This window comes from Nocardia sp. NPDC050630, assembly GCF_044457245.1.
GTDB lineage: Bacteria > Actinomycetota > Actinomycetes > Mycobacteriales > Mycobacteriaceae > Nocardia.
The window spans coordinates 16,395-40,212 of the sequence record NZ_JBITGN010000027.1; the positions used below are offsets into that span (position 1 = coordinate 16,395).

Annotated in this window: 20 protein-coding genes and 1 riboswitch; of the genes, 3 read left to right on the forward strand and 17 right to left on the reverse strand. The window is 67.1% G+C overall.

Translation table 11 applies throughout. From position 1 onward, the window contains the following. Positions 1 to 408 precede the first annotated feature (408 nt). Positions 409 to 777, forward strand: a complete 369-nt coding sequence (locus ACIBG0_RS37605; protein WP_397039631.1) for an Rv2175c family DNA-binding protein — start codon at positions 409 to 411, stop codon at positions 775 to 777. 444 nt (positions 778 to 1,221) lie between these two features. Here ACIBG0_RS37605 and ACIBG0_RS37610 read toward each other — a convergent pair whose 3' ends face one another. The 4 genes from ACIBG0_RS37610 to ACIBG0_RS37625 form a co-directional block, all read right to left on the reverse strand. Continuing rightward, a complete protein-coding gene (locus ACIBG0_RS37610) occupies positions 1,222 to 2,160 on the reverse strand; it encodes a phytoene/squalene synthase family protein (protein ID WP_397039633.1) in 939 nt (312 codons plus the stop codon). Then, positions 2,157 to 3,875 (reverse strand): alpha-(1->6)-mannopyranosyltransferase A, encoded by a 1,719-nt coding sequence (locus ACIBG0_RS37615; protein WP_397039635.1) that lies wholly within the window; start codon positions 3,873 to 3,875, stop codon positions 2,157 to 2,159. Before ACIBG0_RS37615 ends, ACIBG0_RS37610 begins: the two co-directional genes overlap by 4 nt. Positions 3,876 to 3,939: 64 nt before the next feature. After that, positions 3,940 to 5,523: a phytoene desaturase family protein gene (gene crtI / locus ACIBG0_RS37620; RefSeq protein ID WP_397039637.1), complete on the reverse strand. Its 1,584-nt coding sequence runs from the start codon at positions 5,521 to 5,523 to the stop codon at positions 3,940 to 3,942. A gap of 15 nt (positions 5,524 to 5,538) precedes the next feature. Further along, the gene (locus ACIBG0_RS37625; RefSeq protein WP_397039640.1) at positions 5,539 to 6,687 is read right to left on the reverse strand and encodes a polyprenyl synthetase family protein; all 1,149 of its coding nucleotides are present in this window, start codon (positions 6,685 to 6,687) and stop codon (positions 5,539 to 5,541) included. Positions 6,688 to 6,862: 175 nt separating this feature from the next. Between ACIBG0_RS37625 and ACIBG0_RS37630 the strand changes: the two genes are divergently transcribed. Then, the gene (locus ACIBG0_RS37630) at positions 6,863 to 7,864 is read left to right on the forward strand and encodes a methylenetetrahydrofolate reductase (RefSeq protein WP_397039642.1); all 1,002 of its coding nucleotides are present in this window, start codon (positions 6,863 to 6,865) and stop codon (positions 7,862 to 7,864) included. Positions 7,865 to 7,881: 17 nt separating this feature from the next. On the opposite strand, the gene ACIBG0_RS37635 is transcribed toward ACIBG0_RS37630, so the two are convergent. The 10 genes from ACIBG0_RS37635 to ACIBG0_RS37680 all read right to left on the reverse strand — a co-directional run bounded on the left by ACIBG0_RS37635 (position 7,882) and on the right by ACIBG0_RS37680 (position 19,112). Then, positions 7,882 to 9,033, reverse strand: coding sequence for an LLM class flavin-dependent oxidoreductase (locus ACIBG0_RS37635; RefSeq protein ID WP_397039644.1), 1,152 nt, complete (start codon positions 9,031 to 9,033; stop codon positions 7,882 to 7,884). Then, positions 9,030 to 9,836, reverse strand: coding sequence for a DUF1684 domain-containing protein (locus ACIBG0_RS37640; protein ID WP_397039647.1), 807 nt, complete (start codon positions 9,834 to 9,836; stop codon positions 9,030 to 9,032). Before ACIBG0_RS37640 ends, ACIBG0_RS37635 begins: the two co-directional genes overlap by 4 nt. A 61-nt stretch (positions 9,837 to 9,897) precedes the next feature. After that, the gene (locus ACIBG0_RS37645) at positions 9,898 to 11,592 is read right to left on the reverse strand and encodes a dipeptide ABC transporter ATP-binding protein (RefSeq protein WP_397039650.1); all 1,695 of its coding nucleotides are present in this window, start codon (positions 11,590 to 11,592) and stop codon (positions 9,898 to 9,900) included. After that, the gene (locus tag ACIBG0_RS37650; RefSeq protein ID WP_397039652.1) at positions 11,589 to 12,461 is read right to left on the reverse strand and encodes an ABC transporter permease; all 873 of its coding nucleotides are present in this window, start codon (positions 12,459 to 12,461) and stop codon (positions 11,589 to 11,591) included. Before ACIBG0_RS37650 ends, ACIBG0_RS37645 begins: the two co-directional genes overlap by 4 nt. Before the next feature lie 104 nt (positions 12,462 to 12,565). Continuing rightward, positions 12,566 to 13,570 (reverse strand): ABC transporter permease, encoded by a 1,005-nt coding sequence (locus ACIBG0_RS37655; RefSeq protein ID WP_397039655.1) that lies wholly within the window; start codon positions 13,568 to 13,570, stop codon positions 12,566 to 12,568. 2 nt (positions 13,571 to 13,572) lie between these two features. After that, the gene (locus tag ACIBG0_RS37660; RefSeq protein ID WP_397039658.1) at positions 13,573 to 15,192 is read right to left on the reverse strand and encodes an ABC transporter substrate-binding protein; all 1,620 of its coding nucleotides are present in this window, start codon (positions 15,190 to 15,192) and stop codon (positions 13,573 to 13,575) included. Beyond that, positions 15,189 to 16,325, reverse strand: coding sequence for an LLM class flavin-dependent oxidoreductase (locus tag ACIBG0_RS37665; RefSeq protein WP_397039661.1), 1,137 nt, complete (start codon positions 16,323 to 16,325; stop codon positions 15,189 to 15,191). The genes ACIBG0_RS37660 and ACIBG0_RS37665 overlap by 4 nt, the downstream gene beginning before the upstream one ends. A gap of 4 nt (positions 16,326 to 16,329) precedes the next feature. Next, positions 16,330 to 17,304: an ABC transporter substrate-binding protein gene (locus ACIBG0_RS37670; protein WP_397039664.1), complete on the reverse strand. Its 975-nt coding sequence runs from the start codon at positions 17,302 to 17,304 to the stop codon at positions 16,330 to 16,332. A gap of 18 nt (positions 17,305 to 17,322) precedes the next feature. Next, positions 17,323 to 18,102, reverse strand: coding sequence for an amino acid ABC transporter ATP-binding protein (locus tag ACIBG0_RS37675; protein ID WP_397039667.1), 780 nt, complete (start codon positions 18,100 to 18,102; stop codon positions 17,323 to 17,325). After that, the gene (locus ACIBG0_RS37680; RefSeq protein WP_397039669.1) at positions 18,099 to 19,112 is read right to left on the reverse strand and encodes an amino acid ABC transporter permease; all 1,014 of its coding nucleotides are present in this window, start codon (positions 19,110 to 19,112) and stop codon (positions 18,099 to 18,101) included. The genes ACIBG0_RS37675 and ACIBG0_RS37680 overlap by 4 nt, the downstream gene beginning before the upstream one ends. 10 nt (positions 19,113 to 19,122) lie before the next feature. Then, positions 19,123 to 19,216, reverse strand: a riboswitch (SAM riboswitch). Between the two features lie 322 nt (positions 19,217 to 19,538). On the opposite strand from ACIBG0_RS37680, the gene ACIBG0_RS37685 reads away from it, so the two are divergent. Beyond that, complete coding sequence (locus ACIBG0_RS37685; RefSeq protein WP_397039671.1) at positions 19,539 to 20,243, forward strand: hypothetical protein; 705 nt, start codon at positions 19,539 to 19,541, stop codon at positions 20,241 to 20,243. A gap of 354 nt (positions 20,244 to 20,597) precedes the next feature. On the opposite strand, the gene ACIBG0_RS37690 is transcribed toward ACIBG0_RS37685, so the two are convergent. From ACIBG0_RS37690 to ACIBG0_RS37700, 3 genes are all read right to left on the reverse strand, one after another. Then, entirely contained in the window at positions 20,598 to 21,728 is a 1,131-nt protein-coding gene (locus ACIBG0_RS37690; protein ID WP_397039730.1) for a glycosyltransferase, read from the reverse strand. Positions 21,729 to 21,754: 26 nt separating this feature from the next. Continuing rightward, positions 21,755 to 22,531: an LppM family (lipo)protein gene (locus tag ACIBG0_RS37695; RefSeq protein WP_397039673.1), complete on the reverse strand. Its 777-nt coding sequence runs from the start codon at positions 22,529 to 22,531 to the stop codon at positions 21,755 to 21,757. Positions 22,532 to 22,604: 73 nt separating this feature from the next. Then, positions 22,605 to 23,570: a carotenoid biosynthesis protein gene (locus tag ACIBG0_RS37700; protein ID WP_397039732.1), complete on the reverse strand. Its 966-nt coding sequence runs from the start codon at positions 23,568 to 23,570 to the stop codon at positions 22,605 to 22,607. Between the last annotated feature and the right edge of the window lie 248 nt (positions 23,571 to 23,818).

The following is a 23,818-nucleotide window of genomic DNA, read 5'->3' on the forward strand; positions in this document are numbered from 1 at the left end:
GGGCTCTGTCTGATTGCGGCGCCTGCGGCGCCGCGAACGGTCGCTCGTAAGACTCGCTCCGTTGGGGTTGGGGGTGGCGGGTTGTCCGGCGCTTGGTGCACGCGTGCTGGGTGGTTGAGTCTCGCGCCTGTGTCGCATGCGTTTGGTTGGTTTGGAGGTGGGATGGGCCGCGAACGGGTCGGTCGTAGGACTCGCTCCGTGGTGGTCGGTGATGGCGGGGCATTCGGCGCCTCGTGCACGCGTGCTGGAAGGTCGAGACTCGCGCCTGTGGCGCATGCGTTTGGTTGGCTTGGAGGTGAGACGGGCTGCGAACGGGTTGCTCGAAAGACTCGCTCCGCTGTGGAATCGTGGGGGCACGGTCCAGGGTGTCTCGAGTCACGCGGAGCGGGAGCGTCTACCGTTATCCGAGTGAGTGCATTTCCTTGCAGTGACGACGTTCTTCCCCAGTCGGAGGCGGTGATCCCGCTACCCGAGGTGGCCGACAAGCTCGGGCTCGTGGTGACCCGGGTGCATCAGATGCTGCGCGACCACCAGTTGCTCGCCGTGCGCCGCGATGGCGTCGCCGGCGTGCCCGAGCGATTCTTTGACGATACCGGCGCGATCGTGAAACCGCTGCCGGGCCTGATCACCGTCATGAAAGACGCCAAGTACACCGATGAGGAGATCCTGGAGTGGATCTTCACCGACGACGAGAGCCTGCCCGGTAAGCCCGTCGACGCATTGCACGGCCCGCTCGCACGCGAGGTGTTGCGCCGCGCGGCAGCCGATCCCTTCTGAATTGTTGGACGCGTGGCCGCGGCGTGTTCGCGGCCCCCTGGTGTCTCGCGTCCGAGCCGTCGAGACTCGCGCCTGCGGCGCATGCGCTTCGACGGCTCGGATGTGAGACGGGCCGTGAATGGGCCGCTTGTAAGGCTTGCTCAGTTGGGGTCGGTGATGGCGGGGCGTTCGGCGCCTCGTGCACGTGTGCTGGAAGGTCGAGACTCGCGCCTGTGGCGCATGTGCTTGGACGGCTCCGATGCGAGCTGGGCCGCGAACGGTCGCTCGTAGGACTCGCTCTGTTGGGGGTTGGTGTTGGCGGGGCGCCCCTGGTGCACGGGGTGCTGAGACTCGGGCCGGTGTCGCATGTGCTTCGACGGCTCGGACGCCAGACGGGCCGTGAATGGGTCGCTCGTAAGACTTGCTCGGCGGTGGAAGCGTGAGTGGCGTAGTTGCGATCGAGTCTCAGTGCCGTAGGGCAGCAGAGGTGAACTCGATTGCCGCGACACGCAGGCGGCGGTGGCGGGGGACTGCGGCGCGGCGGGCGAAGACCGTGTAGTCGGCGTGTTCGATTTCATCCAGGATGCCGGCGTAGAGCGTGCTCGCGGTGCGGATGGCGGGGCGCACCCGGGGGGCGAGTAGGTCGATGCCAGGGTTCGCGAAGCGATAGAGGTCGCGGTTGATCGCGATCAGGTGGGCCAGTGCGCGGCGGACCCGCTGGTCGGTGTGGCCGATCCGGTGGCAGTGGGCGAGCAGGTCGGCGTCGACGCCGAAGGCCGCGAGTTCGTCGGTGGGCAGGTAGATCCTGCCACGGTCCAGGTCCTCGGCTATATCACGCAGGAAATTGGTGAGCTGGAAGGCCTCGCCGAGTCCGGCCGCGGCGGGTTCGGCCTCGGCCACCGGGACGACCGTGCCGAGTACGGGCAGCAGCTGCAGACCGATCGCGGCCGCTGAACCGCGCATGTAGTCACGCAGTTCGGTCATGGTGGCGTAGTGGGCGCGGAAGTGCGCGGTGCCCGGCACGTCCATTCGCATGGAGTCCAGGAAGGTCCAGAAGTGCTGGGGCGCAATGTCGTAGCGCTGGATGGTGTCGGCCAGTGCGGCGAGGACCTGGGTGCGCCGGTCGACGGGAGGCTTTGCCTGCTCCAAGGCGACGCGCAGTTGCTTTTCGACGAGATCGAGTTCGCCGGCGGGACCGTGTTCGGCGTCGTAGGTGGGGTGATCGACGATGTCGTCGACCATGCGCGCGAAGGCGTAGAGCGCATGCACCGCGGGTCTTCGTGGCGCGGACAGCAGTCGGGTGGCCAGGAAGTAGGTGCGCCCGTGCACGGCGGCGATCGCACGGCATACGCGGTATGCCGCGGCCAGTTCCTCGCCGCGGGCGGTATGAGCGAACTCGGTCATGACCGGGTGACGGCGACCGGATTGCTCTCCGGTGGGGTAGCGCGCAATCGCAGTGGGTCGACCCGTCGCAGTGACAGTGCCGCGACGACGGCGGCGAAGGTCGCGGCGGCGACGTGCCCGAAGCTGTAGAGCCCGATCGAACCGTCCGGCTGAAAGACCAGCATCAACCAGGTACACAACCCGACCAGCACCATCAGCGTGGTGGTGGACAGCGCGAACCCGGCGGCGAGCGCCAGCGGCCAGGAGTAGTACCAGGGCAGCGCGGCGGGCGAGAGGATGACGATGGCGACGAAGGCGATCAGGATGCCGAAAACCGCCTCGCGTTCGCTGTGCCGGAACCGCCACCAAGTCCACGCGAGCACAGCGACGAGCGCCAGCGCGCAGAGTGCGCGGGTCACCGCGAGCACCGGATCCATCGGGAACGGCGTCACCCAGCGGACCATATGCGCCATGATCGTCGGCAGCGAGAGCCAGTTGATGATCTTCTTCGAGCCCGACAGCGCGGTCAGCCAGCCGATGCCGACTCCGGCGATGGCCGAGGCGGCCACGAAGACCACCGCGAAAACACTCAAACCGAGTCCGGCGATCTTGGCGAACATCAGCGCCGGATGCGGTACTTCCGCGCTCGGTCGCGCGGGTTCGGCCTCGGTCTCGACACTCTGGGTGGCACCCGGTGATTGCGCGGCCCGTTGTAGCGCTCGGCGTTCGCGCTCGTGCAGCATCCAGATCCAGACCAGGAACGGCAGTGCGACACCGGCGGTCGCCTTGATGGCGACGCCTATCGCGACGACCACGATGCCCGCCACATGATGGCGCTCGAGCACGAGTGCGATGCCCGCACACATGAGCCCGACCATCAGCATTTCGTTGTGCACACCGCCGATCAGGTGGATCAGCACCAGCGGATTGAGTACGGCCAGCCAGAGTGCCACGTTCGGCTTACCGCCCAGGTGCTTTGTCAGGTACGGCACCGCCCACATCATCAGTGCCAGGCCGGGCAGCATCACCAGCCGCAGCGCGATGGTGCCCGCGACTACGTTATCGCCGGTGATCGCGGTGATCGCGTTGCCGAGCAGCAGGAAGATCGGACCGTATGGCGCGGTGGTGGTGGTCCAGACCGGGCTCACATTGTCCAGCAGCACACCGGGATTGGCGACCGGCGGGGAAACGTAGGGATCGAAGCCGTCGCGCAGCAGCGCGCCCTGAGCCAGATACGAATACGCGTCGCGGCTGAACATCGGCACCGCGAACAAGAGCGGGAAGATCCAGATGCCGACGATCGCGCGCAGTTCGTTCAGCGTGACCCCGGCGTCGGGCCGGTCGCCGAATCCGATCGTGGTGCGGCCCAAGCGCACCCACGCGGTGATCATCAGCAGCACACCGACCCAGATGACCATGGTGGAGAGCACATAGCCGTGCCCGAACCGCAGCCACGACAGATGCATCGCCTCGAGCAGCGGATCGCGTTTGCGCACGCTGCCCGCGCCGAATCCGCCGAAGGTGATCATCAGCGCGCCGAAGAATCCGAGCAGCGCCGAATGTCCTTCGGGGCTGCGGGCGAAGTCGGCGGTGGTTCGTAGCCAGGTTCGTAGCCCTGGTTCGGCGACGGTCGGGGTGGTCGGGCGCGCAGGGGCGCTCGATGGGCGCGCCTCGTCTTCGGTCGCGGTGATCGAGTTGTCGGTGGGCGCGGCGGCCGTCGTCTCAGGGGGATGCATGTGGTGTCGGTCCCCCCGGAGTGGTCGGCGGTCGTAACCGCAGGCGAATAGGTCGGCCGTTAGTTTATCGGCTTGCCGGGAACACTATCCCGCTGGTGCGTGGGGATTCATCCCGAGTGGCTTGCACAGTGCCGATAATTCGGTTTGCCGCCAGTTTTCCCGATAGCAGGGTGGTCGGCACGCCGACACCCGGAGTGGTGCCGCAACCGGCGATAACCACGTTGTCGCTGCCGCCGGGAAAATTGCGCGGACGGAATGGGCCGGTTTGTCGGAATAGATGGGCCGCAGAGAAGGGGCTGCCCGCGAGCATGCCTTGTTCGCGCCAGGTGCCTGGTGTGTCGAGGTGGTCCACGGTGAAGTGTTCGGCGATTCCGTGATATCCCCGTTGCTCCAACACATTCAGGAGTTCACGCAGGTAGGCGGGGCCGAGCTCGGTCCAGTCCAGCGGTGCGGCGTCGAGGTTGGGGCAGGGGGCCAGCAGTGAGAAGGGTTCGTGTCTGCCGTCGGGGCGATCGATGTAGAGCGACGGATCGGTCAGTGCGGGTCGGGTGAGCAGCAATGACGGGTCGCTCATCAGGCGGCCGCGGCCGGGGCGGGCGGCGATTTCGTCGAAGGTCCGGTTCCACGCCGCACCGAAATCAATGGTGTGGTGCGCCTGGATCGGCCAGGTCTCAGCGATGGCGACGGGGATGGTGCCGTGTGCGACAACGGCGGAGGGCGCCGCGCGCAGTCCACGGCGGCGGCGCACGCCGAAGCGCTCGAGTGCGCCGAGGTCGGCGGTGAGGACAACGGCGTCGCAATCGAAGCCGCGCCCGTCTGCGGTGCGGACCTGCTTGGCCCGGCCGCCCGCGTACTCGATCCCGGTGACCTCGGTGTTCAGCGCGAGTACGCCGCCCGCCGCGGTGAAGGCGTCCGCGAGTGCGGCGGTGATTGCGCGCATACCGCCCTCGGGGAAGTAGACGCCGAGCGAGGTGTCCATATGCGGAATCGCGCCGTATACGGCCAGTGCTTTCGCCGGGGCCATGCCCGCGTACAACGCTTGGAAGGTGAATAGTCGGGCCAGACGAGGATCGCGCAGGAAGCGGGAGACGCGCGGGCCGAGCCTGCCGAATCCGCCGAGTCGTACGAGGGTGGCCAATGCGCGACGTTTGGCCGGGTAGCGGACCATATCGAGCGGCGAATCGAAGTTCGTATCCATGAACTCGGTGAATTCGGCGCGGTAGATCTGCGCGAGCCAGTTGCGCAGCCGTCGGTAGCGCAGCGCCTCGTCATCGCCGCAGACGCGGGCCACCTCGATGGCCATGGCCTCGGGATCGGCGTAGACGCGGATGGTGGAGTCGTCGGCGAAGCGGGCGTGGTAGCTGGGGGCGAGTTGGTGGATGCGCAGTGGCGGCGTGCAGGTTTCGGGGGTTGCGTCCACGGCGGCGAGGGCGTCGGTTATCAGCTCCGGCAAGGTAAGTACCGTTGCGCCGGAGTCGATTTCGTAGTCGGGGCCGCGGTAGAGGCCGACGCGGCCGCCGGGATGATCGGCGCGTTCGAGCAGGGTGACTGTGCGCCCGGCTCCGGTCAGATACAGGGCGGCGGCGAGGCCGGATAGGCCCGCGCCCACGACCACGACGCGATCGGTCGGTCCCGCAACTGTTTTCATCTGCATCTCTCGCGGCTAGTGGGTGCGACTCGTCGCGGCCAGTGCCATGGCGCGCAACCGCTCCTTGGCATCGGGCGTGGCGGCACTAGAGGCCAGCGCGGCCAGACCCTGTTCGGTGAGATCGGTGATGCGCCGCTCCACCTCGTCGACCGCGCCGAGTTCGATGATCACCGCGCGCAACCGCTCCACCTGGTCCGCGGTCAGATCGGTGCCGATGCTGGTGCGCAGCAGATCGGCCGCGGCCGGAGCGATGGCGTCGGCACGCTGCAGCGCCTCGGCGACCAGGACGGTGCGCTTGCCCTCGCGCAGGTCGTCGCCGGAAGGCTTTCCGGTGACCGCGGGATCGCCGAAGACGCCGAGTAGATCGTCGCGCAGCTGGAAGGCGATGCCGATATCGGTGCCGAAGGTCCGGTATGCCTCGATCAGCTGCGGATCGGCGTCGGCCAGTGCCGCGCCCAGGTGCAGCGGGCGCTCCACGGTGTAGGCCGCGGTCTTGTAGCGGTTGATGCGCAGCGCCGCCGCGACGGATTCGTCACCCGCGGACTCACCGTGGATATCGAGCAGCTGCCCGCCGAGCACCTCGGTGCGCATCAGTGCCCAGACCGACGCGAAGCGGCCGAGGGCGGCGGCGTCGAGTCCGGCGGCGTGCACCAAGTCATCGGCCCAGGCCAGCGCCAGATCGCCGACAAGGATGGCGACCGAGGTGCCGAACTGTGCGGCGTCACCGGCCCAGCCGTGGTCGCGGTGGCGCTGTTCGAAGTCGACGTGCACGGTGGGAAAGCGGCGACGCGTGCGCGAGGAGTCGATGATGTCGTCGTGCACCAGCGCGCAGGCCTGCACCAATTCCAGTGCGGCACAGGCGTTCAGGACCGCGGCGGCGTGCGGGCCGGTGGGATCGCCACCCGCGCCGAGCCAGCCGGTCCAGGCGAAGGCCGGGCGGGTGCGCTTTCCGCCGCGCAGCACGAAGAGTTCGAGCGCGTCCGCGGCCTGGATGAAAACCGGACCGAGCGGCTCGACGATGGGGCGGCGGGTCTGGAAGAAGGCTTTGAGCGCGTCCTCGACCGCAGCGACGAATCCGGGGGTGCCCGGCGCCGGCGTGTGATTCGCGGGCGGGGTGGGCTGAGGCGTCTGGATACCGGTTCCGGCGGACAGGGGAGCCTCCAAGGTCGTGCGGGTGCTGATGCGCGGTGGATCGTGGGCACTATGGGTACTTCGGCGCCGGACGGTGACCGTCGCGCGTGTCGTTCCGGCGATTGCGAGCGTGTCGCCTGCTCGCAGAATACGCGTACGGTTGCGACGACCTGACGGCCCGGTAATGGGCCACCACTACACTGGACCGGTGACTTTCGATAACGTGCGGGGACGTTCGACCCCTGGCCGGCCGTCCCCGACGCCACCGATCGTCTCTGGAACACCCTCGGTTGTGCAGAGTCTGCGGACCCATTCGGGGGGTTCGGTGCCCTTCTCGGTGGAGTTCAATCCGCCGCGTGACGCCGCGGGCGAGGCGCGGCTGTGGCGGGCCGCACGCACTTTCGAACGTATGCATCCGGCCTTCGTCTCGATGACCTACGGCGCGGGCGGTACCACTCGCGACCGCACTGTGCGAATCACCGGCGAACTGGCCGAGGAGACCACGCTGCTGCCGGTCGCGCATCTGACCGCCGTCGAGCACAGCGTCTCCGAACTGCGCTCACTGGTCGGCGCGTACGCCGATTCGGGCATCCGCAATATTCTCGTGCTGCGCGGCGATCCGCCCGGTGATCCGCTCGGTGAATGGCGCAAACATCCCGAGGGCGTGGCATACGCCGAAGAGCTGGTGCGCATCGTGCGCGACCTCGGCGACTTCCATGTCGGCGTCGCCTCGTTCCCGCAGGGCCACCACCGTTCCCCGGATCTCGAGCACGACACCGCGTATCTGGCCGCGAAATTGCGTGCGGGCGCGGAGTATTCGATCACCCAGATGTTCTTCGACGTCGAGCACTATCTGCGGCTGCGCGATCGCGTCGCGGCCTTCGATCCGATCGAGGGTGCGAAGCCGATCATCCCCGAGCTGATGCCCATCACCTCGCTGCGCACGGTGGCCCGCGCCGAGGAACTGTGCGGGCGTCCCCTGCCGCCCGCGGTGATGGAGCGCCTCCGCAAGGCCGCCGGCGACGGGCCCGAGGAGAACAATGCCGCGGTTCGTGAGGTCGGCATCGAAATCGCCACGGAAATGGGCCAGCGCCTCATCGCTGAGGGCGCGCCCTGCCTGCACTTCATCACGCTGAACTTCGCCAAGGCCACCGGTGAGGTCCTCACCAACCTCGGTTACGGCGTAACCGCCGCCCCCATCAGCGCCTGACCCCAGCAGCGGTCGGGTCAGGCGGCGCGGGCGGGGCGCAGACCCCAGGCGTCGGCGAGCAGACGGTGGGATTCGAGGCGGTCCTCGTGGCGGTGGGTGACGCTGGTGACGAGCAGTTCGTTCGCGCCGGTGACGCGCTGCAGGGCCTGCAGCCGTTCGACGACAGTGTGTGGGCTGCCGACGAACTGGGTGGCGAGCCGGTCGTCGACCAATCGGCGCTGCTCCGGGGTCAGTGCGGTGGCGGTATCCGGATCGAGGTAGTCCGCGGCGCCCGCACCGCTGCGGATGCTGTGCACCCAGTGACCGTAGGTGGCGGCCAGATGTTGGGCACGCGCGTCATCGGGGGCGACGACCACGTCCGCGGAGATCACCACATACGGTTCGGCGAGATCGGCCGAGGGGCGGAAGGCTGCTCGATAGGCCGCGACCGCGTCCAGGGCGGTGCCAGGGGAGACGTGATAGGCGGCAGCGAAGGGTAGACCGAGTTCGCCTGCCAATTCAGCGCTTTCGCTGGCCGAGCTGCCGAACAACCACAGCTCGACCTGTGCTCCCTCACCCGGAACCGCATGCAGCGCAATGCCTTCGGCGCTCTTGTAGGTGCCGTTGAGCAGGGCGCGCACCTCGTCGACCTGGTCCGGGAATTCCGGCGCCTGCGCGCCCTGCTGTTGCAGTGCGCCGAGCGAGGCGATGAACCTGGACCGATCGGTGATTCGTCCGGGATCGAAGGGCGGCGGGACCACCACGCCGTCGCGTACCTCGGTGCGCCCGGTGACGGTATCGACGACCGGATGACCACCCTTGGGATGCGCCGGCTGTGCGCCGAACTGGGTGCGGCGATGACCCGATCGGCCCAGGCCGAGGTCGAGTCGTCCCGGGTAGAGCGCGTCGATGGTGCCGAATGCCTCCACGATCGATGCCGAGGTGTGGTGGCCGACCTGAACCGCCGCCGAGCCAACGCGGATCCGGGTGGTGGCCGCGGCAACCAGGCCGATCAGTGTGATCGAGGAGGAACTCGCCACCGAGACGAAATGATGTTCGGCAAGCCAGTAGCGGCGGTAACCCCACTGCTCGGCGTGCTGGGCCAGGTCGATGGTGTTGCGCAGGGCCTGCTGCGCGGTGGATCCGGCGCTGATCGGGGCCAGATCGAGGATGGAAAGCGGGATCGTCATGCGGACCGTCCTAGGCGCGGATGCTGTTCGCCCGCTTCGATGGCCACCCGCAACCGGTTTTCCGCGGGTGCCAGCGGGCAGGTGGCGAAATCGGTGAAGGCGCAGGGCAGATTGGCCGCCCGGTTGAAGTCGAGGCGCACCGTGCCATCGGCTTCAGGCGCCTCGACGGCCAGCGAGCGGGCCGCCGGGTAGGTGGTAACGCCGCTGGTGGCGTCCGTGAACAGCACCCGCAGGTTGGTCGGCTCGCCGAAGGCGATGACGCGCTCGGTGACCTCGCCGATGGTGAATTCGATGGTGCCCGAGGCGATGTGGTGATGTTCGAGACCGTCGACCACGGCCCCGGTGGTGATCGTGCGTGGCGCGTCGAACGGCTCGAAGCGACCGTCGACCACCCAGCGTGGGTCCGGGGCATAGGTCGGGATGCCCTCGAAGCTCAGCAATGTGGGTGCCGCCGGGTCGTGCACGCGCACGGCGTAAAGGCCGCTGCGACGAATCACCTCGAGCACTCGATTCTCGTGCAGCACATCGAGTCCCGGCGCACCTTCGGCCGGTGTGACTATCTGGACACCCGCGATGTCGCTGCCCTCGAATCGCAGGCGGTCGGCGGGCCGGGCGGTGATGAACACCTTGTCGTCGGTGACCCACCAGGTGCCGGGAATGTCGGCAATGCGCTCGGGTTGGTCGGTGAGCCAATGCAGTCCGGTCAGGCTCAGGAAGCCGAGCGGATCGCGAAACTGGTCTTGTCTGGCCTGATGCCAATGTGCCCACTCGGTTTCGAAAAGACTGGTGATGCTGGTCGTCATGACGCTCTGGCTCCTTCGAGTGTGCGGTTGCGATGGGGATGGCGTAATCGGGTGCCGGTCATCAGGCAGCCCCCGGTGCGGTGACGTGCGGTGTGGGAATGGCCGACAGGAGTTCACGGGTGTACTCGTGCTGCGGATTGTCGAAAATCTCGGCCGTGGAGCCGGATTCGACAATGCGACCGTCGCGCATGACCGCGACACGGTCACTGATGCGGCGGACCACGGCGAGGTCGTGGGAGATGAACAGATAGCTCAGTTCGAGTTCGGTTTGCAGGCGGTCCAGCAGTGCCAGGATCTGGGCTTGGACGGAGGCGTCCAGTGCCGAGACCGGTTCGTCGAGTACGAGCAGGTCGGGGTGCAGGGCAAGGGCGCGGGCTATGGCGACGCGTTGACGTTGTCCGCCGGACAATTCCGCCGGGCGACGCTGTGCGAAGTTCTCCGGCAGCGCGACCTGGTCGAGCAGCTCCCGCACCCGCTCCTGCCTGGCTTTGCGATCGCCGACGGCATAGGCCCGCAGCGGTTCCTCGATGATCGAGCCGACCCGCCAGCGCGGATCCAATGAGCCATAGGGGTTTTGGTAAACCACCTGGAAGCGCTGGCGCAGGTCGCGCAGCCTCCCACCTTTCACCGCGGTCAGGTCTTGCCCGTCGAACACAATCGCGCCACTGTCCGGTTCGGTGAGCCGCAAGGCGATTCGCGCCGTGGTCGACTTTCCGGAGCCGGATTCGCCGACCAGCGACAGGGTTTCGCCGCGACCGAGTTCGAATCCGACGCCCGCCACCGCGGTGATCGAACCACCGGCCGGTGCGCGATAGCGCTTGTGCACATCCCGCACTGTGAGCAGCGCCGGACCGGCGTTCACCCGCGGCGTACGGAACCCGTCGAACGGGGCCAGACTCGGCGAGGCGGCGAGCAATCGCTTCGTATACGGATGACGTGGTTCGGCGAGCACCGCCGCGGTCGGACCGGTTTCGACGATCTCCCCGCCGCTCAGCACCACGATCCGGTCAGCCCGCTCAGCGGCGATCGCCAGATCATGGGTGATGAGCAGTACGGCCGTGCCGCGCGCCGCCGTCTGCGCGGCGAGTTTGTCGAGTACGCGTCGCGCCACCGTGGCGTCGAGGGCGCTGGTCGGCTCGTCGGCGATCACCAGTTCCGGTCCGGCGATGAGCGCCGCCGCGATCAGCACCCGCTGCCGCTGGCCACCGGACAGTTCGTGCGGATATTGCGCCGCCCGCAACTCCGGCAGGTCAAGTCCGGCATCGGCGAGCAATTCGATCGCCCGCGCGTACGCGTCGCGGCGATCGGCGAGCCCGTGTACGAGCAGCGCCTCGGCGACCTGATCACCCACGCGCCGCACCGGATTCAGCGAAAGTCCGGGATCCTGCGGTACGAATCCGATCCGTGCACCGCGAATCCGTCGCAGCGCCCGCTCGGATCCGGTATCCACCGTCTCCCCGTCGAAGGCGACGGTCCCGCTGGTGATCTCGGCATTGGCACCGAGCAATCCGATCACCGATTGCGCCAGAGTCGATTTACCGGAACCGGATTCGCCGACCAGCGCGACGACCTCACCGCGTGCGACCGTGAGGGATACGCCCCTGAGTGCGGCGACATCGCCACTGTCGGAGGCGTAGCGCACGTGCAGGCCTTCGATGCGCAACAGTGCCGCTGCGGACCCATTCGATCCATGTGTGACGTCGCGGATTCGCGGCGTGCCGTCCGTCGGATCGGCGGACGTGCTGCGCTCACTCATGCGCTGTGACTCCTTCCTACGGCGCGGCCGAGGCGTTGGGCCGAGAGCACGACGACGATGATCACCAGGCCGGGCAGTGTGGTCATCCACCATGCCGTGGCGAGGAAATTGCGTCCCTCTGAAATCAGTGAGCCCCATTCGGGGGTGGGAGGTTTCGCGCCGTAGCCGAGGAAGCTCAGCGCCGAAACCGATAGCACTGCCATACCGAATTCGACTGCGGCCAGGGCTAGTACCGGCTGATACGAGTTCGGCAGGACATGTCTGGCCAGCACCGTGTACCAGCGGACCCCGCAAGCGTGCGCGGCCTCCACATACGGTGCCTGCCGAACGCGAAGCACCTCCGAGCGCATGACCCGCGCGAAGTTGGCGATCAGCGAAACTCCCACCGCTACGGCCACATTGCGGGTGCCGAAGCCCAGCGCCGTGACCAGCGCGAGTGATAGCAGCAGCGACGGAATCGACAGCAGCACGTCGACGAACCGCATAATGACGGTATCGACCAAGCCGCCGATCGATCCGGACAGCAGACCGAGTATCGATCCGGCGATCAAAGCGATGGCGACGGCGGACAGGGTGGCGGTGAGCGAGAGTCCCGCGCCGTGCACCATCCGGGTGTACAGGTCGCGCCCGAGATTGTCGGTGCCGAACCAGTGTTGGGCACTGGGCCCCTGGAACTTCTGCGTGGGCACTCCGGTCAGCGGATCACCGCTGGCGAAAACCGAAGGGAACAGCGCCCAGCCGAGCGCCAGCACCGCGACGGCGCCGGACAGAATCAGTACGCCATTTCCGCACACCGACTTCCATCGCAGCGCCGGTCGGCGCAGTCCGGGTAATGCGAGCCGTCGCGACTCGTCGGCGACCTCAACCATGAGCGGTCACCTGCTGTCGAAGGTCGGGCTTCGCCGCGAAGGCGCAGCCGCTGATGAGGAGTCCGGGACTCGTGAGTACGGCGTTATCGCGCGCCGCGCCGAGCTCAGGCACGGACGACCACCTCCTCCGCGATATCGTTGGAGGATTTCTCGGAATCGGTTGCCGCACGGCGGGATCGACCGCCGATCCGCGGGTCGAGCAGTGGATACAGCAGGTCAACCGCCAAATTCACGGTGACGAAGACCGTCGAGGTCAGCAGCACGATGCCCTGCACGACCGGAATGTCCTGGGCCAGTACCGAGGTCTGGGTGAGCCGCCCCACGCCCTGACGGGCGAAAACGGTTTCCACCACCACCGATCCGGCGAGCATATTGCCCACCAGCACCCCGGCAATGGTGAAGGTCGGCACGCTGGCCGGACGCAGCACATGTTTGCACAGCACCCATCCGCGCGAGCCGCCCTTGGCCAGTGCCACATCGACGAACGGTTGACGCCAAGTCGACGCCAGCCCAGCGGCGAGCACTTGGGCCAGCACCGCACCGATCGGGATGGCAAGGGTGAGCGCGGGCAGCACGGTGCCCGCGAAACCGTGTCCGCCGAAGGCGGGGGCGAGCCGCCAGTGGAACGAGAACAGTTGCAGCAGTAGCAGTCCGGTCCAGAAGGTCGGCACCGAGACCCCGAGGGAGGGCAGGGAGCTGAGCGCGTCACGCAACCACGGGCGGCGGACATAGGTCGCCGCGAAGGCCACACCCACACCGCCGATCACTGCGAAAAGCAGTGCCAGACCGGCCAATCCGAGCGTATTGGGCAATGCATCACCCAGCGCCGTGGTGACCGGCTGGCCGGTGGCAATGGAGTGACCGAGGTCACCGGTCAGTGCGTGGGTCAGCGCGGTCCAATACTGTTCCCAGAGTGGACGGTCCAGTCCGTAGCGAGCCTGCAGTTCGGCGATCGCGGCCTTGTCGATCGGGGTGCCCGCACCCGCACCGTCGGCCGCGATGGAAACCGGGTCGGCGGGAAGCAGGTAGAGCACCACGAACGAGATGGTGAAGGCCGCCCACAGCACCCATATCGCCTGCAGTACCCGCACAACCACATACCGAGTCACGACTACCGCCCGCTCAACCACGTGTCGAAGAACTGCAGCCGGGCGGAGGCCTCGAACTCGAGCTCCTGTACGTTCTGCCCCGCGCCGATTGCCTGTGACAGTTCGACCGTAGGAATCCACAGCCCCGCATCGAGTACCGCTTGCTGTGCGGTGCGGATCAGAGCGGTGCGCGCGGCGGTATCCGATGCGCTCAGCTGACCGTCGAGCACATCATCCAATGCCGGGATGCGTTCGCGGGCATTGAGATTGCGACCGTCGACACCGAAAGAGGTGCGCAGGATGTCACCGTCGGCACGGGTGGTGTTGTAGTAGGTGGTGTCGAAATCCTTGACGTTCTGCCGAGCCGTGCTCTCCGGTCCCGACACAAGATCCAGCTTCAGCTCCACACCCACCTGGCGTAGCTGCTGCTGCACCAGTTCCAGGATGGCCTGATTGCCCGCGAACGCCTGACTGAACAGCACCGAGAAGGACAGGCGCTCACCATTTTTGGCGCGGATACCGTCACCACCGGGTGTCCAGCCCGCCTGGTCCAGAATGCTGCGCGCCTTGGCCGGGTCGTAGCTCAGCCGGGCCGAAAGGTCCTGGTAGCCGGGCGTAGTGCTGGCCAATGTGCTGGTGGCGGGTTTGAATTGCGGGCCGAGTACGGTGTCCACCAGCTGTTTGCGGTCGATCGCGGGCAGCAGTGCCTGGCGCACCGCGGCATCGCGCAGCGGCCCGCGCGTGACATTGGTCTGGAAGCCGAACGGCACACCGGGATTCGCGGTGCTCAGCACCCGCCCGTTCGCGGCCTCGATCTGCGGAGCGTCCTGCGGCAGCGCGTCGCTGACGGCGTCGAGCTGGCCGGAGATGAGACTGCCCGTGCGGACACCGGATTCGGGCACGACCGTGAACTCGATCTTGTCCAGATAGGCCTCGCCCTGATGGCTGAAGACCGCCGAACCCCAGCGGTATCCGGCGCGTTTGGCCAGAGTGGCCGAGGCATCCTGGCGCCAGGACGCGTAGGTGAATGGTCCGCTGCCGACATTGTCGCCCAGGCAGCGCTGATCAGCGGGCTCGGCCGTGGTGGCATCGCCCTGGATGCCGAGTTGCGCGGTCGAGGACGCCTGCAGGAATTGGGCATTGGACTTGCTGAATTCGACGCGCGCGGTGAGCTTGTCTACCGCGGTGGTGCCGACGTAGTTGGTGAGGTAACTGGTGCCGAGCGGTGCCTTTGCTCCGCCCAGTTTGATCACCGAATCGAAGGTGTTGCGCACCGAATCCGCGGTGAGCGGGGTGCCGTCGCTGAAGGTGACACCGTCGGCGAGATGGAAGGTGAACACCTTCGCGTCGGGGGAGATCTCCCAGCTCTTGGCCAGCCACGGCTTGACCTCACCGGTTTTGGGATCCTGGTCGGTCAGCGAATCCACGACCTGGCGGGTCACATACAGCGTCTGATTCGTCCCGGACTGCGCCGGATCCGAGCAGGTCGGCGCCTGCGAGAGACCGTAGCGCAGGATGCCGCCCGGCCGTGGTGGACCCGCGTCGGCGCCGCCGGTGGCCGAATCAGTGCCGCAGGCGGCCAGACTCGCGGCCGCGGTGACGGCGGCGGCCGCGGCCGCGATTCGGTGGCGAGGACGGATCACTGTGGTACTCCAGATGTTTCGGTGCGGACGAGTTCGCCGCGGGAATCGATGTCGTAGTCGGCGGGACGCGTGGTGGCGCGGCTGTTGGGGGCGGTGGCCAGTGGTCGGCTCGGAATGCGCCGGCGCAGTTCGGGCGCGACCTCGGCCTGGAAGAGTTCGAGGCTGGCGCGATGTTGCGATTCGGTGCGCCCGTCGCGTTCGGCGGACAGGTGGATCACCTCGTGCCCGAAGGCCTCGTGCTGGCGACCGACCTTGTCGATCACCTGCTCCGGGCTGCCCACCAGCGCCGAACTGCGCGCGGCGAAATCGCCGAGCGTCTCGAAGACGATCGGCAGGCCGAGCTTGCGGGCCAATGCCAGTCGCGTCTCGAAGATCGGGCGATACACCTCGAGAGCCTCCTGTGACGTGCGCGCCACATGAAATCCCGCGGTGCCCGCGCCGACCAGGGCCTCGGCCGGATCGTGCCCGTAGTGCTCCCAGCGCTCCCGATAGTGGCGCACCAGTTCGGCATACGGTTCGATCGGATTGGTGACATTCGCCGAGAACAGCGGATCACCGTGGCGTGCGGCCAGTTCCACCGAATCCCGGCTGGTCGCGCTGCCGTGCCAGATGCGGATGCGCGGTTGCCAGGGCCGCGGCAGCGCCTTGGCCTCGATCAACTCCGGCCGGAACCGGCCCGACCAGGTCACGGTGTCGCTGTCCCACAGCGCCCGGAACAGCTCATAGCCCTCGCGATTGCGATCCCACTGGTCCTCGGTCGTGACGTGGTACAGCTTCGCCTGCGCCGCACCGTTGCCCTTGCCGATGATCAGTTCGAGGCGGCCGCCGGAGAGATTGTCCAGTGTCGAATAGTCCTCGAACGCGCGTACCGGATCCAACAGGCTCAGCGTGGTGACGGCCGTGAACAGGCTGATTCGCGAGGTGACCGCAGCGATATGAGACAGGATCACCGGCGGCGCGGCGGAGAGGAACGGATCCTCGTGCCGCTCACCGACGGCGAATCCGTCGTAGCCGAGTTCTTCGGCGATGCGGGCCTGCCCGATGACATCGAGCAGTCGCTGCCTGGTCTCGGGCAGCCGGCCGGTATTCGGATCGGGCACCCGGGTGACGAGGGTGAACAGCAGGAACTTCATGCGATCACGACTTCTTCGGTAGGCCGGGCGGATTGATCCGCGAACTCGGCACGGTCTCGGTCCGCAATCCCCAGCGATCGATGACCTGCTGGTAGGTGCCGGTCTGGATGGCGTTGTTGATGGCCTTGTTGATGGGGCCGATCAGCCCGTTGTCCTTCTTGGTGAGCACACCGATCTCGCCCTGCAATACGTCGCCGGCGCCGGAGAAGGTCGCGACGATCTTGGTCTGGTTCGCGGTGGTGCTGTGATAGATCGCCGACGGGTTCGGTCCGAGGTAGCCATCGAGGCGCTGCGAGGCCAGCGCCAGGTAGTAGTCGGTGACCTGCTGGAAGTAGGCGATATCGATCGGGGGCAGGCCCTCGGCGATATTCTGCTCGTTCCACTTGACCAGCAGCTGCTCCTGATTGGTGCCGCTGCCCACGCCGATCCGCTTGCCCGCCAGGCTCTTACGATCCTGGTACGCCAGCGTGCTCTGCTTGGGGATTTCCAGCGCGACGGTGTCATTGCGGTAGGTGGCGAAGTCGTATTTCTCCTTGCGCTCCTCGGTCACGGTGACGTTGGAGATGAATACATCGGCCTCGCCGGAGTCGACCCGCACGAAGTTCTGCGACCAATCAGCCACCTGCGCAACGAGCTTCAGGCCGAGGATATCGGCGATGAGCGAGGCGAAATCCACCTCGGACCCGACGATGGTCTTGTCGTCGGTGGCGTAGAACCGCAGTGGCGGTGCGGCACCGCCAGATCCGGTGACCACGAGTGTGCCGCGATCCCGAATGGCCTGCGGCAGTTCGGCGGCAATGGTGTCGACCTTGGGTGCGTGGATCCGGCCGGACTGGCCGGGGGAGAGATCGAAGGTGATCGAACCGGCGGGCTGTGCGGAGTTTTCCGCATCCGGATCGGTGCCGCAGCCGGTGGCCAGCATGGCGACTGTGGCGGCTAGGCCGACCAGGGCAGAGAGCTTCATCGAATACCTGTTCATCGGGAGCGCGCACCGCGCTCAACGGACTCGGGACAGAAATGCGCGGGTGCGCGGGTGTTGTGGGTTGTCCAGTACAGCGGCGGGCGGACCTTGTTCGACGATCACGCCGCCGTCGAGGAATACGACGGTGTCGGCGACCTCACGGGCGAAACCGATTTCATGGGTGACGATCACCAGGGCGGTTCCGCCGTCGGCGAGATCGCGGATCACATCGAGGACTTCGCCCACCAGTTCTGGATCCAGTGCGGAGGTCGGTTCGTCGAAGAGGATCACCGGCGGTCGCAGCGCCAATGCCCGCGCGATGGCCACGCGCTGTTGTTGTCCGCCGGACAGCCGCCGGGGATAGGCGTCGCTCAGTTCGCCGATACCGACCCGCGCGAGCAATTCCCGTGCCTCGGCCTCGATTTCCGCACGCGGGCGACCCTGCGCGGAAATCGGTGCGAGCGTGACATTGTCGAGCGCCGTCAGATGCGGGAAGAGATTGAACTGCTGAAAGACGAAACCGATATGCGAGCGCTGCTTGCGCACTTCGCGGTCCGATAGCGCGTGCAATTTGTTGCGGCGCAGCCGGTACCCGATCAGTTCACCGTCTATGCGCACAGTGCCCGCATCCAGGGATTCCAGGTGATTGATCACCCGCAGCAACGTCGATTTGCCGGATCCGGAGGGGCCGATCACGGTGACCACTTCACCGGCTCGCACGGTCAGGTCGATGCCAGCGAGTACCTCGGTGCTGCCGTAGGACTTACGCACCCCGCGCACCTCTACCGCAGGAACCAGGGCCACAGGCGCGCTCATCGAGTCGCCCCGCGCGGTGCGGCGGCACCGATTTCGGCGAGGTCGCGCAGTCTGCGCCACACCTTCTGTACCGGTGTCGGCGGCGGCGTGCGGTGCGCGCCCTTGGCGTAGTGGCGTTCGATATAGAACTGCACCACCGACAGAATCGTGGTCAGCACGATGTACCAGACGGTGGCCACCATGAGCAGTGGCACCACCCGGCCGCTGCGACCGTAGATCACCTGAACCTGGTAGAAGAGTTCCGCGATCGCCATGACGGACACGATCGAGGTGCCCTTGAACAGGCTGATCACCTCATTGGTCGCATTCGGCAGGATGGAGCGCATGGCCTGCGGGACGATGACCGTGCGGAACTGGCGCACCCGAGGAATACCCAGCGCCGCAGCCGCTTCCAGCTGCCCGGGATCGACCGAAATGTATCCGGCCCGGATGATCTCGGCCGCATACGCCGCCTGATGCAATGCGAGTCCGATGACCGCCGCGGTGAACCCGCTGATCACCCCGTTCACCTCGAAGGTGAAATACGAAGGACCGAACGGGATTCCGAGCGAGATCGTGTGGTAGAGGTAGGCGATGTTGAACCAGAACAACAGCTGCACGATCAGCGGAATCGAGCGGAACGCCCAGATATAGACCCACGAGATCACCCGTAGCACGGGATTATTCGACAGCCGGGCGATCGCCAAGACCGTACCGATCAGGAAACCCAGTGCCGTACCCCAAAAGGTCAGCTCCAAGGTGACCTTCAGCGCCGACAGCACCGATTTCGCGGTGAAGTACTTGGCGAATGTCGACCAATCCCAGCCGGGGTTGGTGGCCAATCCGTGGACGAATTGGGCCAGCAGCACGAGTGCGATGGCGCTGATCACCCAGCGCCACGGATGCCAGGACTTGGCGATCGCCGGTGCGTGGGTGGCGGTGGGGGCGCCCGACGCTGTGGCATCGGATCTGCGTGCACCCGGTATCGGAACATCCGATACCGGAGTATCGGATGTGACGGACGCGCTCATGATTTCGGTTCCTCCATCGTTCCCGGCGGAAGCACCCGCACCCGGTGGCCGGGGGGTTGCTGCGACGTCGATGAGCCAGGTCTCTCGGTCGCTCTGGATGGTGTGTCCGACGCCGAGCACGGGTCGGTCAATGGGTCTAGCCGAAATATCATGCGAAGCAGGCGAAGTCCGGCACAAGGGTACGAATCAGCGTGAGCGCAGACCTTGTTCGTATGGCCATGAGCAGGCACTATTGGCTCGGTTGTGCAGTGGATGGTGGCATTTCGGACGCGGTTTCTTCGCGTGCTTTTCGTCCGGAATGCCCAGCTGCGGTTGCCGCCGCGGTGTGCGGCACGAACGTGTTGCTCGCGGAAATAGACGCTGTTGCGAAGGTTTGCCGGAGTAGTCTCGGTCCACGATTCGTGCCCGACGATGAGGAGGTCCGCCGTGACTCTGCTGCGCCGTCTGACCACGCTAACCGCCATCGCGACCGGTGCGGTCGCGTTGACTCTCGCCGCCCCCGGCATCGCTGCCGCGGGTCCGCCATCGATGCCCGCACCAGCGGTTCCGTCCGCGACCGCCCCGTCCGCGCCCGGGGACCTGTTCGCCGCTTACCGAGCTGTCGTCGAGGCGTTGCGGACCTTCGGCGTCGACCCGTTCCTGTACCCGGCGCTCGCGCCGTTCTGCTCCGACACCGGCTCACTCGGTCTGGTCCCCGCCGTAGCGGGTGCGGTGCCCGGCCCGTGGCCCAAAACCACGCTGGCGATTCCGGGGCTCGACCCGACCGCCATCAAGGCCGGGCAAGTCATGTTCACCTTCGTCCCCTACGGCCTGCGCCCGGACGGCACGAATGCCGCGGGCATGAATGTCGCGTGGGTCAACCTGGCCAACGGTCGCAGCGGCGTCACCGCCATGGGTCCGATCTCCGATGTGGTCCGCACAATGGTGCCCGCAGAAACCCCGACCGAGATGAGGCCACTGGCCGAACGTGCCCTCCAGGACTTCTTCGCCGCCTTCCCGGTCGGCGGGGTGCGCGCGGTCCCGGTCGACACCGGATCCGGCACGGTACTCGCCGCAGTCTTCGGAACCGTGGACAACAGCGGCAAGTCCTGCTTCGTCGTCCCAACCGTAGGCCTAACTACGGTGCGCTGACTACATCCGCCCCGGCAGAAGCTCCGCGATCATGGCTGGTCCCGGAGTGCCGCCGGTCCGCGAAGTGCGCTCGTCCGGGTGCCCCGGGCGGATCCCCGGGCAGCTCCTTCGCGTGCGGCAACTCCTCGGGGCGAGGCACGCCCCTAGGAGTGACGCACCCAGATCCCCCGCAACATCGCTGTAGCGAAGCCACCGCATCAGTCCGTACTCCGCGATCAAGATCAAGTGGCACTGGTGGCGGGGCTTCTCAGGAGATACCGCCCCAGTTTCCACGTGATCACATGTCCGACTCGGGGGGCGGGTGCCATCGAGATCCAGTTGGGGGATAGCGCCATGGATGTCGCCTGATGTTGGTTAGTGGGTGGGGGGGAGGGGGCGGGATTTCCAGGTCAGGGTGTTGTGGTGGTGGGTGCGGCGGGAGTGGGTCCAGAGGCGGAGGTAGGCGTCGATGGAGAGGGGGTGGGCCAGGGCCGCGATGATGTCGGTGCGGGTGGTGGTGCCGCGTTCCAGTGAGCGGGCGAGGAGGCGGCTGGCGACTGCGGCGCTGTATCCGATGAGACCGGCGGTGCGTACCGAGCCTCGGCCACCGATCGCGGCCAGTGGGGGCACCAAGTAGGCCAGTGCCGCCACAGCTCCCACTGCCGCACCGCCGATTGTCGTTCCGCCGTAAGCGGACCACAGCCAGCGAGTGTAACCGGCCTCCAGTTCGGCTGCGCCACGGTACATTCGGGTGCTCGCCGTTGGACCCGCCGCGACTAGCGCGGTTCTGCGGCCGGAACGACGCAGTGCGCGAGCGAGGTCCAAGTCCTCGGTGGGGCTCGCCGCGACCGTGGTGTGACCGCCGATGGCGCGGTAGGCGGTGGCGTCGAATACCAGGAACTGGCCGCAGGCGACGGCCGTCGAGGGGCGCAGGCTGCGGTTGGCGGCCGCGATCGGCAGGCTGGACGCCCATGACCAGCACAGCAGCGGCTGCACGAGCGCCTCGGCCAGCGATTCGGTCACCTGGTACGGCCACGGTGACAACAATGCGGCCCGGCTGCGGCGCAATTCGGTGGTCGCGGCGGCGATCGCATTCGGTGTGAGTCGCACATCGGCGTCGAGAAAGATCAGCACCGTGGCCTCGGCCAGCTCGGCGAGTCGAGCGCAGGCGGCGGCCTTCCCGGTCCATCCGAGTGCTGGTTCGGCATCGGAGCGGAAAACGGTGAAGCGCGAATCGCCCGCGATCGCTTCGAGCGCAGCCGCTTCGGTCCCATCTGACGACGCATCGTCGAGAATCAGCACCCGCAGTCGCGGCACGCCCACTTGGCCACGGAGATCATCGATCAGCCCGGGCAGTCGCGTTGCCTCGTCGCGAGCGGGGATGCATACCGTGACCGGCTCGATCACCGTATTCGGTCCGGTCGACAGCCGGCGCACCGTCGCGCGATTGAATAGCGCGGTCCCACAACCGAGCAGCGCGATACCCGCGCCCGTCCACGCGGCGATCGCCGCGCCGGTACGCAGGGGCCGCGTCAGCGGCGGGTCAGCGAACGCCACAGGTTGCTCAGGGAAAAGTCACTCTCGGGTGCGCCGGGCGGTGCCGGGTTGCGGTCCATATAGGCGATGGCGGCGATAATGGCGGCGACCGAGAGGGTGATACCGCCGACGATGCCTGCCCAGCCCGCAAAGGAGCGGGTATTCGGGTCCGCGTAGCTGACCTCGGCGCGCAGTGTCGAAACATCACCCGGCGGCAGTTTCCAGGAGACGGTGGAGTCATCCTCACGATTGCCGTTGGTCTTGGCGACGCGGGCCGGGAACGCCACCGTGAACTGCACATCCGAACCATGCGGCGGAACAGATTTCAGGTCGACCCGGCCATTGAGGCTGACCAGATCGCCGGTGCGCTGGAACGACAGGTTGAACATGCCCTGCGTCTGATCGGAGAGCGCACCGAGCTGGCCGACCTCACCGAAGGACAGATCCTCGAAGAAGACCTTGCTGCCGACATAGCCGTCCTGGCTGTACGGCTCGACCCGCACCTTCGCGGCCAGCGAATCGGGCGCCTTCAGCTGCGGGCCCTTGTCATTGGCGTCCGCGGGCACCACCGCGGCCACGATCCGACCGGAGACCCGGTCATTGGACGACACACCCATCGACACCTGCACCCGCAGGCAGCCCGCGAGCATGGGCACCAGCATTGCGGCCAGCAGTACCGCCGCGGCCACCCGCGCTGCGGGCCGGGGCGAACGCGGCGGTAGAACCGGTGTGTCGGGCATCGCGGTGAGAGGACTCGGCTGCACGGCACACATCGTGCCAGGCGCTCGCCCCGAATTGCCACGCGACGGGCGGAACGCGCGCCGCCGAAGTATCGGCCAGGTCGTATCAGCCCAGCCGGGCCGTGACCGACCGCACCAGCAGCGGCACGCCGAGCACCCCCAGTCCGACACACCCGTACCAGGCCGAATACGGCAGATCGAGGAACACCGCGTGCGCGAGTGTCGATCCGAGCCAGGTCCACATGAACACCGCCACCGGGACCACCGTGTCTGCCGAGATCGGGGCTACCGGTTCCAGGAGGTGGTCATTGCCTCGACGATGTCGGCCTTCATGGCAGCCAGATCGAGGGGACCCGTGCTCCGGAGTGGTCGAGTCGGACGTTCCCACCTTCAGCGCCGGTGTTCCAGCTTTCCCCGCATCGGGAGCTGCCCCCGGTGTCTGCGCTGTCGACAGCGGTTGCTCGGTCACAGGCGCGAACGTATTCGCATTCGCCCACCCCGCGACGCGATCCAAGAGGGTCAGCAGCAAGGCCATCACCAGCGCCGCCGCGAACCACCCCAGATAGTTGGTGTACGGAATCTCATCGAGTCCGGGCAGCCCCCGACCGGCGCTACACCAAGTCCACTGCCGGTCCGCCACCATCTGCGGATCGAGGAACAGATCCCAGCCCACGCCCCCGACCGCGGTCGAAACAACTCGCGTGGCCCAGCGGCGAGTCAACAATCCGGCGACCATCCACACCGGATACAGCCCACCGGTCCATGCCAGCGCGACCACCAACGGCACTCCCGCCACCGCAGGCCCCAATCTGCCGTCGGCGTACTCATAACAGCCGAATGGGAACCCCGTTGCGGTACCGATGATTTCGGCAAGCAGTCCGAGCCCGGAGACAATCGCCACGAACCCGAAGGCATACCTGACGCCGCGCGTTGCCCCGGCATGCACCAGCGCCGTCCCCGCTGATAACAGCACGACCACCACGGTCACCCGATCGCGAGCGACGCCAGAGGCAAGCGGATAACTGATCTGCACGAGCACGAGCAGCACCGCCGTCACCGCAGGGACCAGCAACCGCGGCGTCCATCGAAAGTTCGCCGCCGACCGCGACTGCCTACCCGCGCCGCGCCGACTTGCCGGGTTCCGGTCAGCATCACGGACCGCGAAATCAGTCGCGCCGGAGGATTCCGCACATCCGGTGATCTTCGGGCTCGCTGGATTGCGGGTGTTGGAGTTCGTTGTGTCGGAGTGCTGGGTTTGTTCGGTGCTCTCGGGACTTGCCGGACCGCGGACGTCGCAGTTCGCTGCGCCGGATGCCTCGG

What these genes read in the sequence shown, in the direction of transcription:
- ACIBG0_RS37610 (WP_397039633.1), bottom strand. Translation starts at nt 2,160, where the DNA reads ATGACCGAGTTCGCTCATACCGCCCGCGGCGAGGAACTGGCCGCGGCA.
- ACIBG0_RS37615 (WP_397039635.1), bottom strand. Translation starts at nt 3,875, where the DNA reads ATGCATCCCCCTGAGACGACGGCCGCCGCGCCCACCGACAACTCGATC.
- crtI (WP_397039637.1), bottom strand. Translation starts at nt 5,523, where the DNA reads ATGAAAACAGTTGCGGGACCGACCGATCGCGTCGTGGTCGTGGGCGCG.
- ACIBG0_RS37635 (WP_397039644.1), bottom strand. Translation starts at nt 9,033, where the DNA reads ATGACGATCCCGCTTTCCATCCTCGATCTGGCCCCGATCAGCGCCGGA.
- ACIBG0_RS37640 (WP_397039647.1), bottom strand. Translation starts at nt 9,836, where the DNA reads ATGACGACCAGCATCACCAGTCTTTTCGAAACCGAGTGGGCACATTGG.
- ACIBG0_RS37645 (WP_397039650.1), bottom strand. Translation starts at nt 11,592, where the DNA reads ATGAGTGAGCGCAGCACGTCCGCCGATCCGACGGACGGCACGCCGCGA.
- ACIBG0_RS37650 (WP_397039652.1), bottom strand. Translation starts at nt 12,461, where the DNA reads ATGGTTGAGGTCGCCGACGAGTCGCGACGGCTCGCATTACCCGGACTG.
- ACIBG0_RS37665 (WP_397039661.1), bottom strand. Translation starts at nt 16,325, where the DNA reads ATGAAGTTCCTGCTGTTCACCCTCGTCACCCGGGTGCCCGATCCGAAT.
- ACIBG0_RS37670 (WP_397039664.1), bottom strand. Translation starts at nt 17,304, where the DNA reads ATGAACAGGTATTCGATGAAGCTCTCTGCCCTGGTCGGCCTAGCCGCC.
- ACIBG0_RS37675 (WP_397039667.1), bottom strand. Translation starts at nt 18,102, where the DNA reads ATGAGCGCGCCTGTGGCCCTGGTTCCTGCGGTAGAGGTGCGCGGGGTG.
- ACIBG0_RS37680 (WP_397039669.1), bottom strand. Translation starts at nt 19,112, where the DNA reads ATGAGCGCGTCCGTCACATCCGATACTCCGGTATCGGATGTTCCGATA.
- ACIBG0_RS37695 (WP_397039673.1), bottom strand. Translation starts at nt 22,531, where the DNA reads ATGTGTGCCGTGCAGCCGAGTCCTCTCACCGCGATGCCCGACACACCG.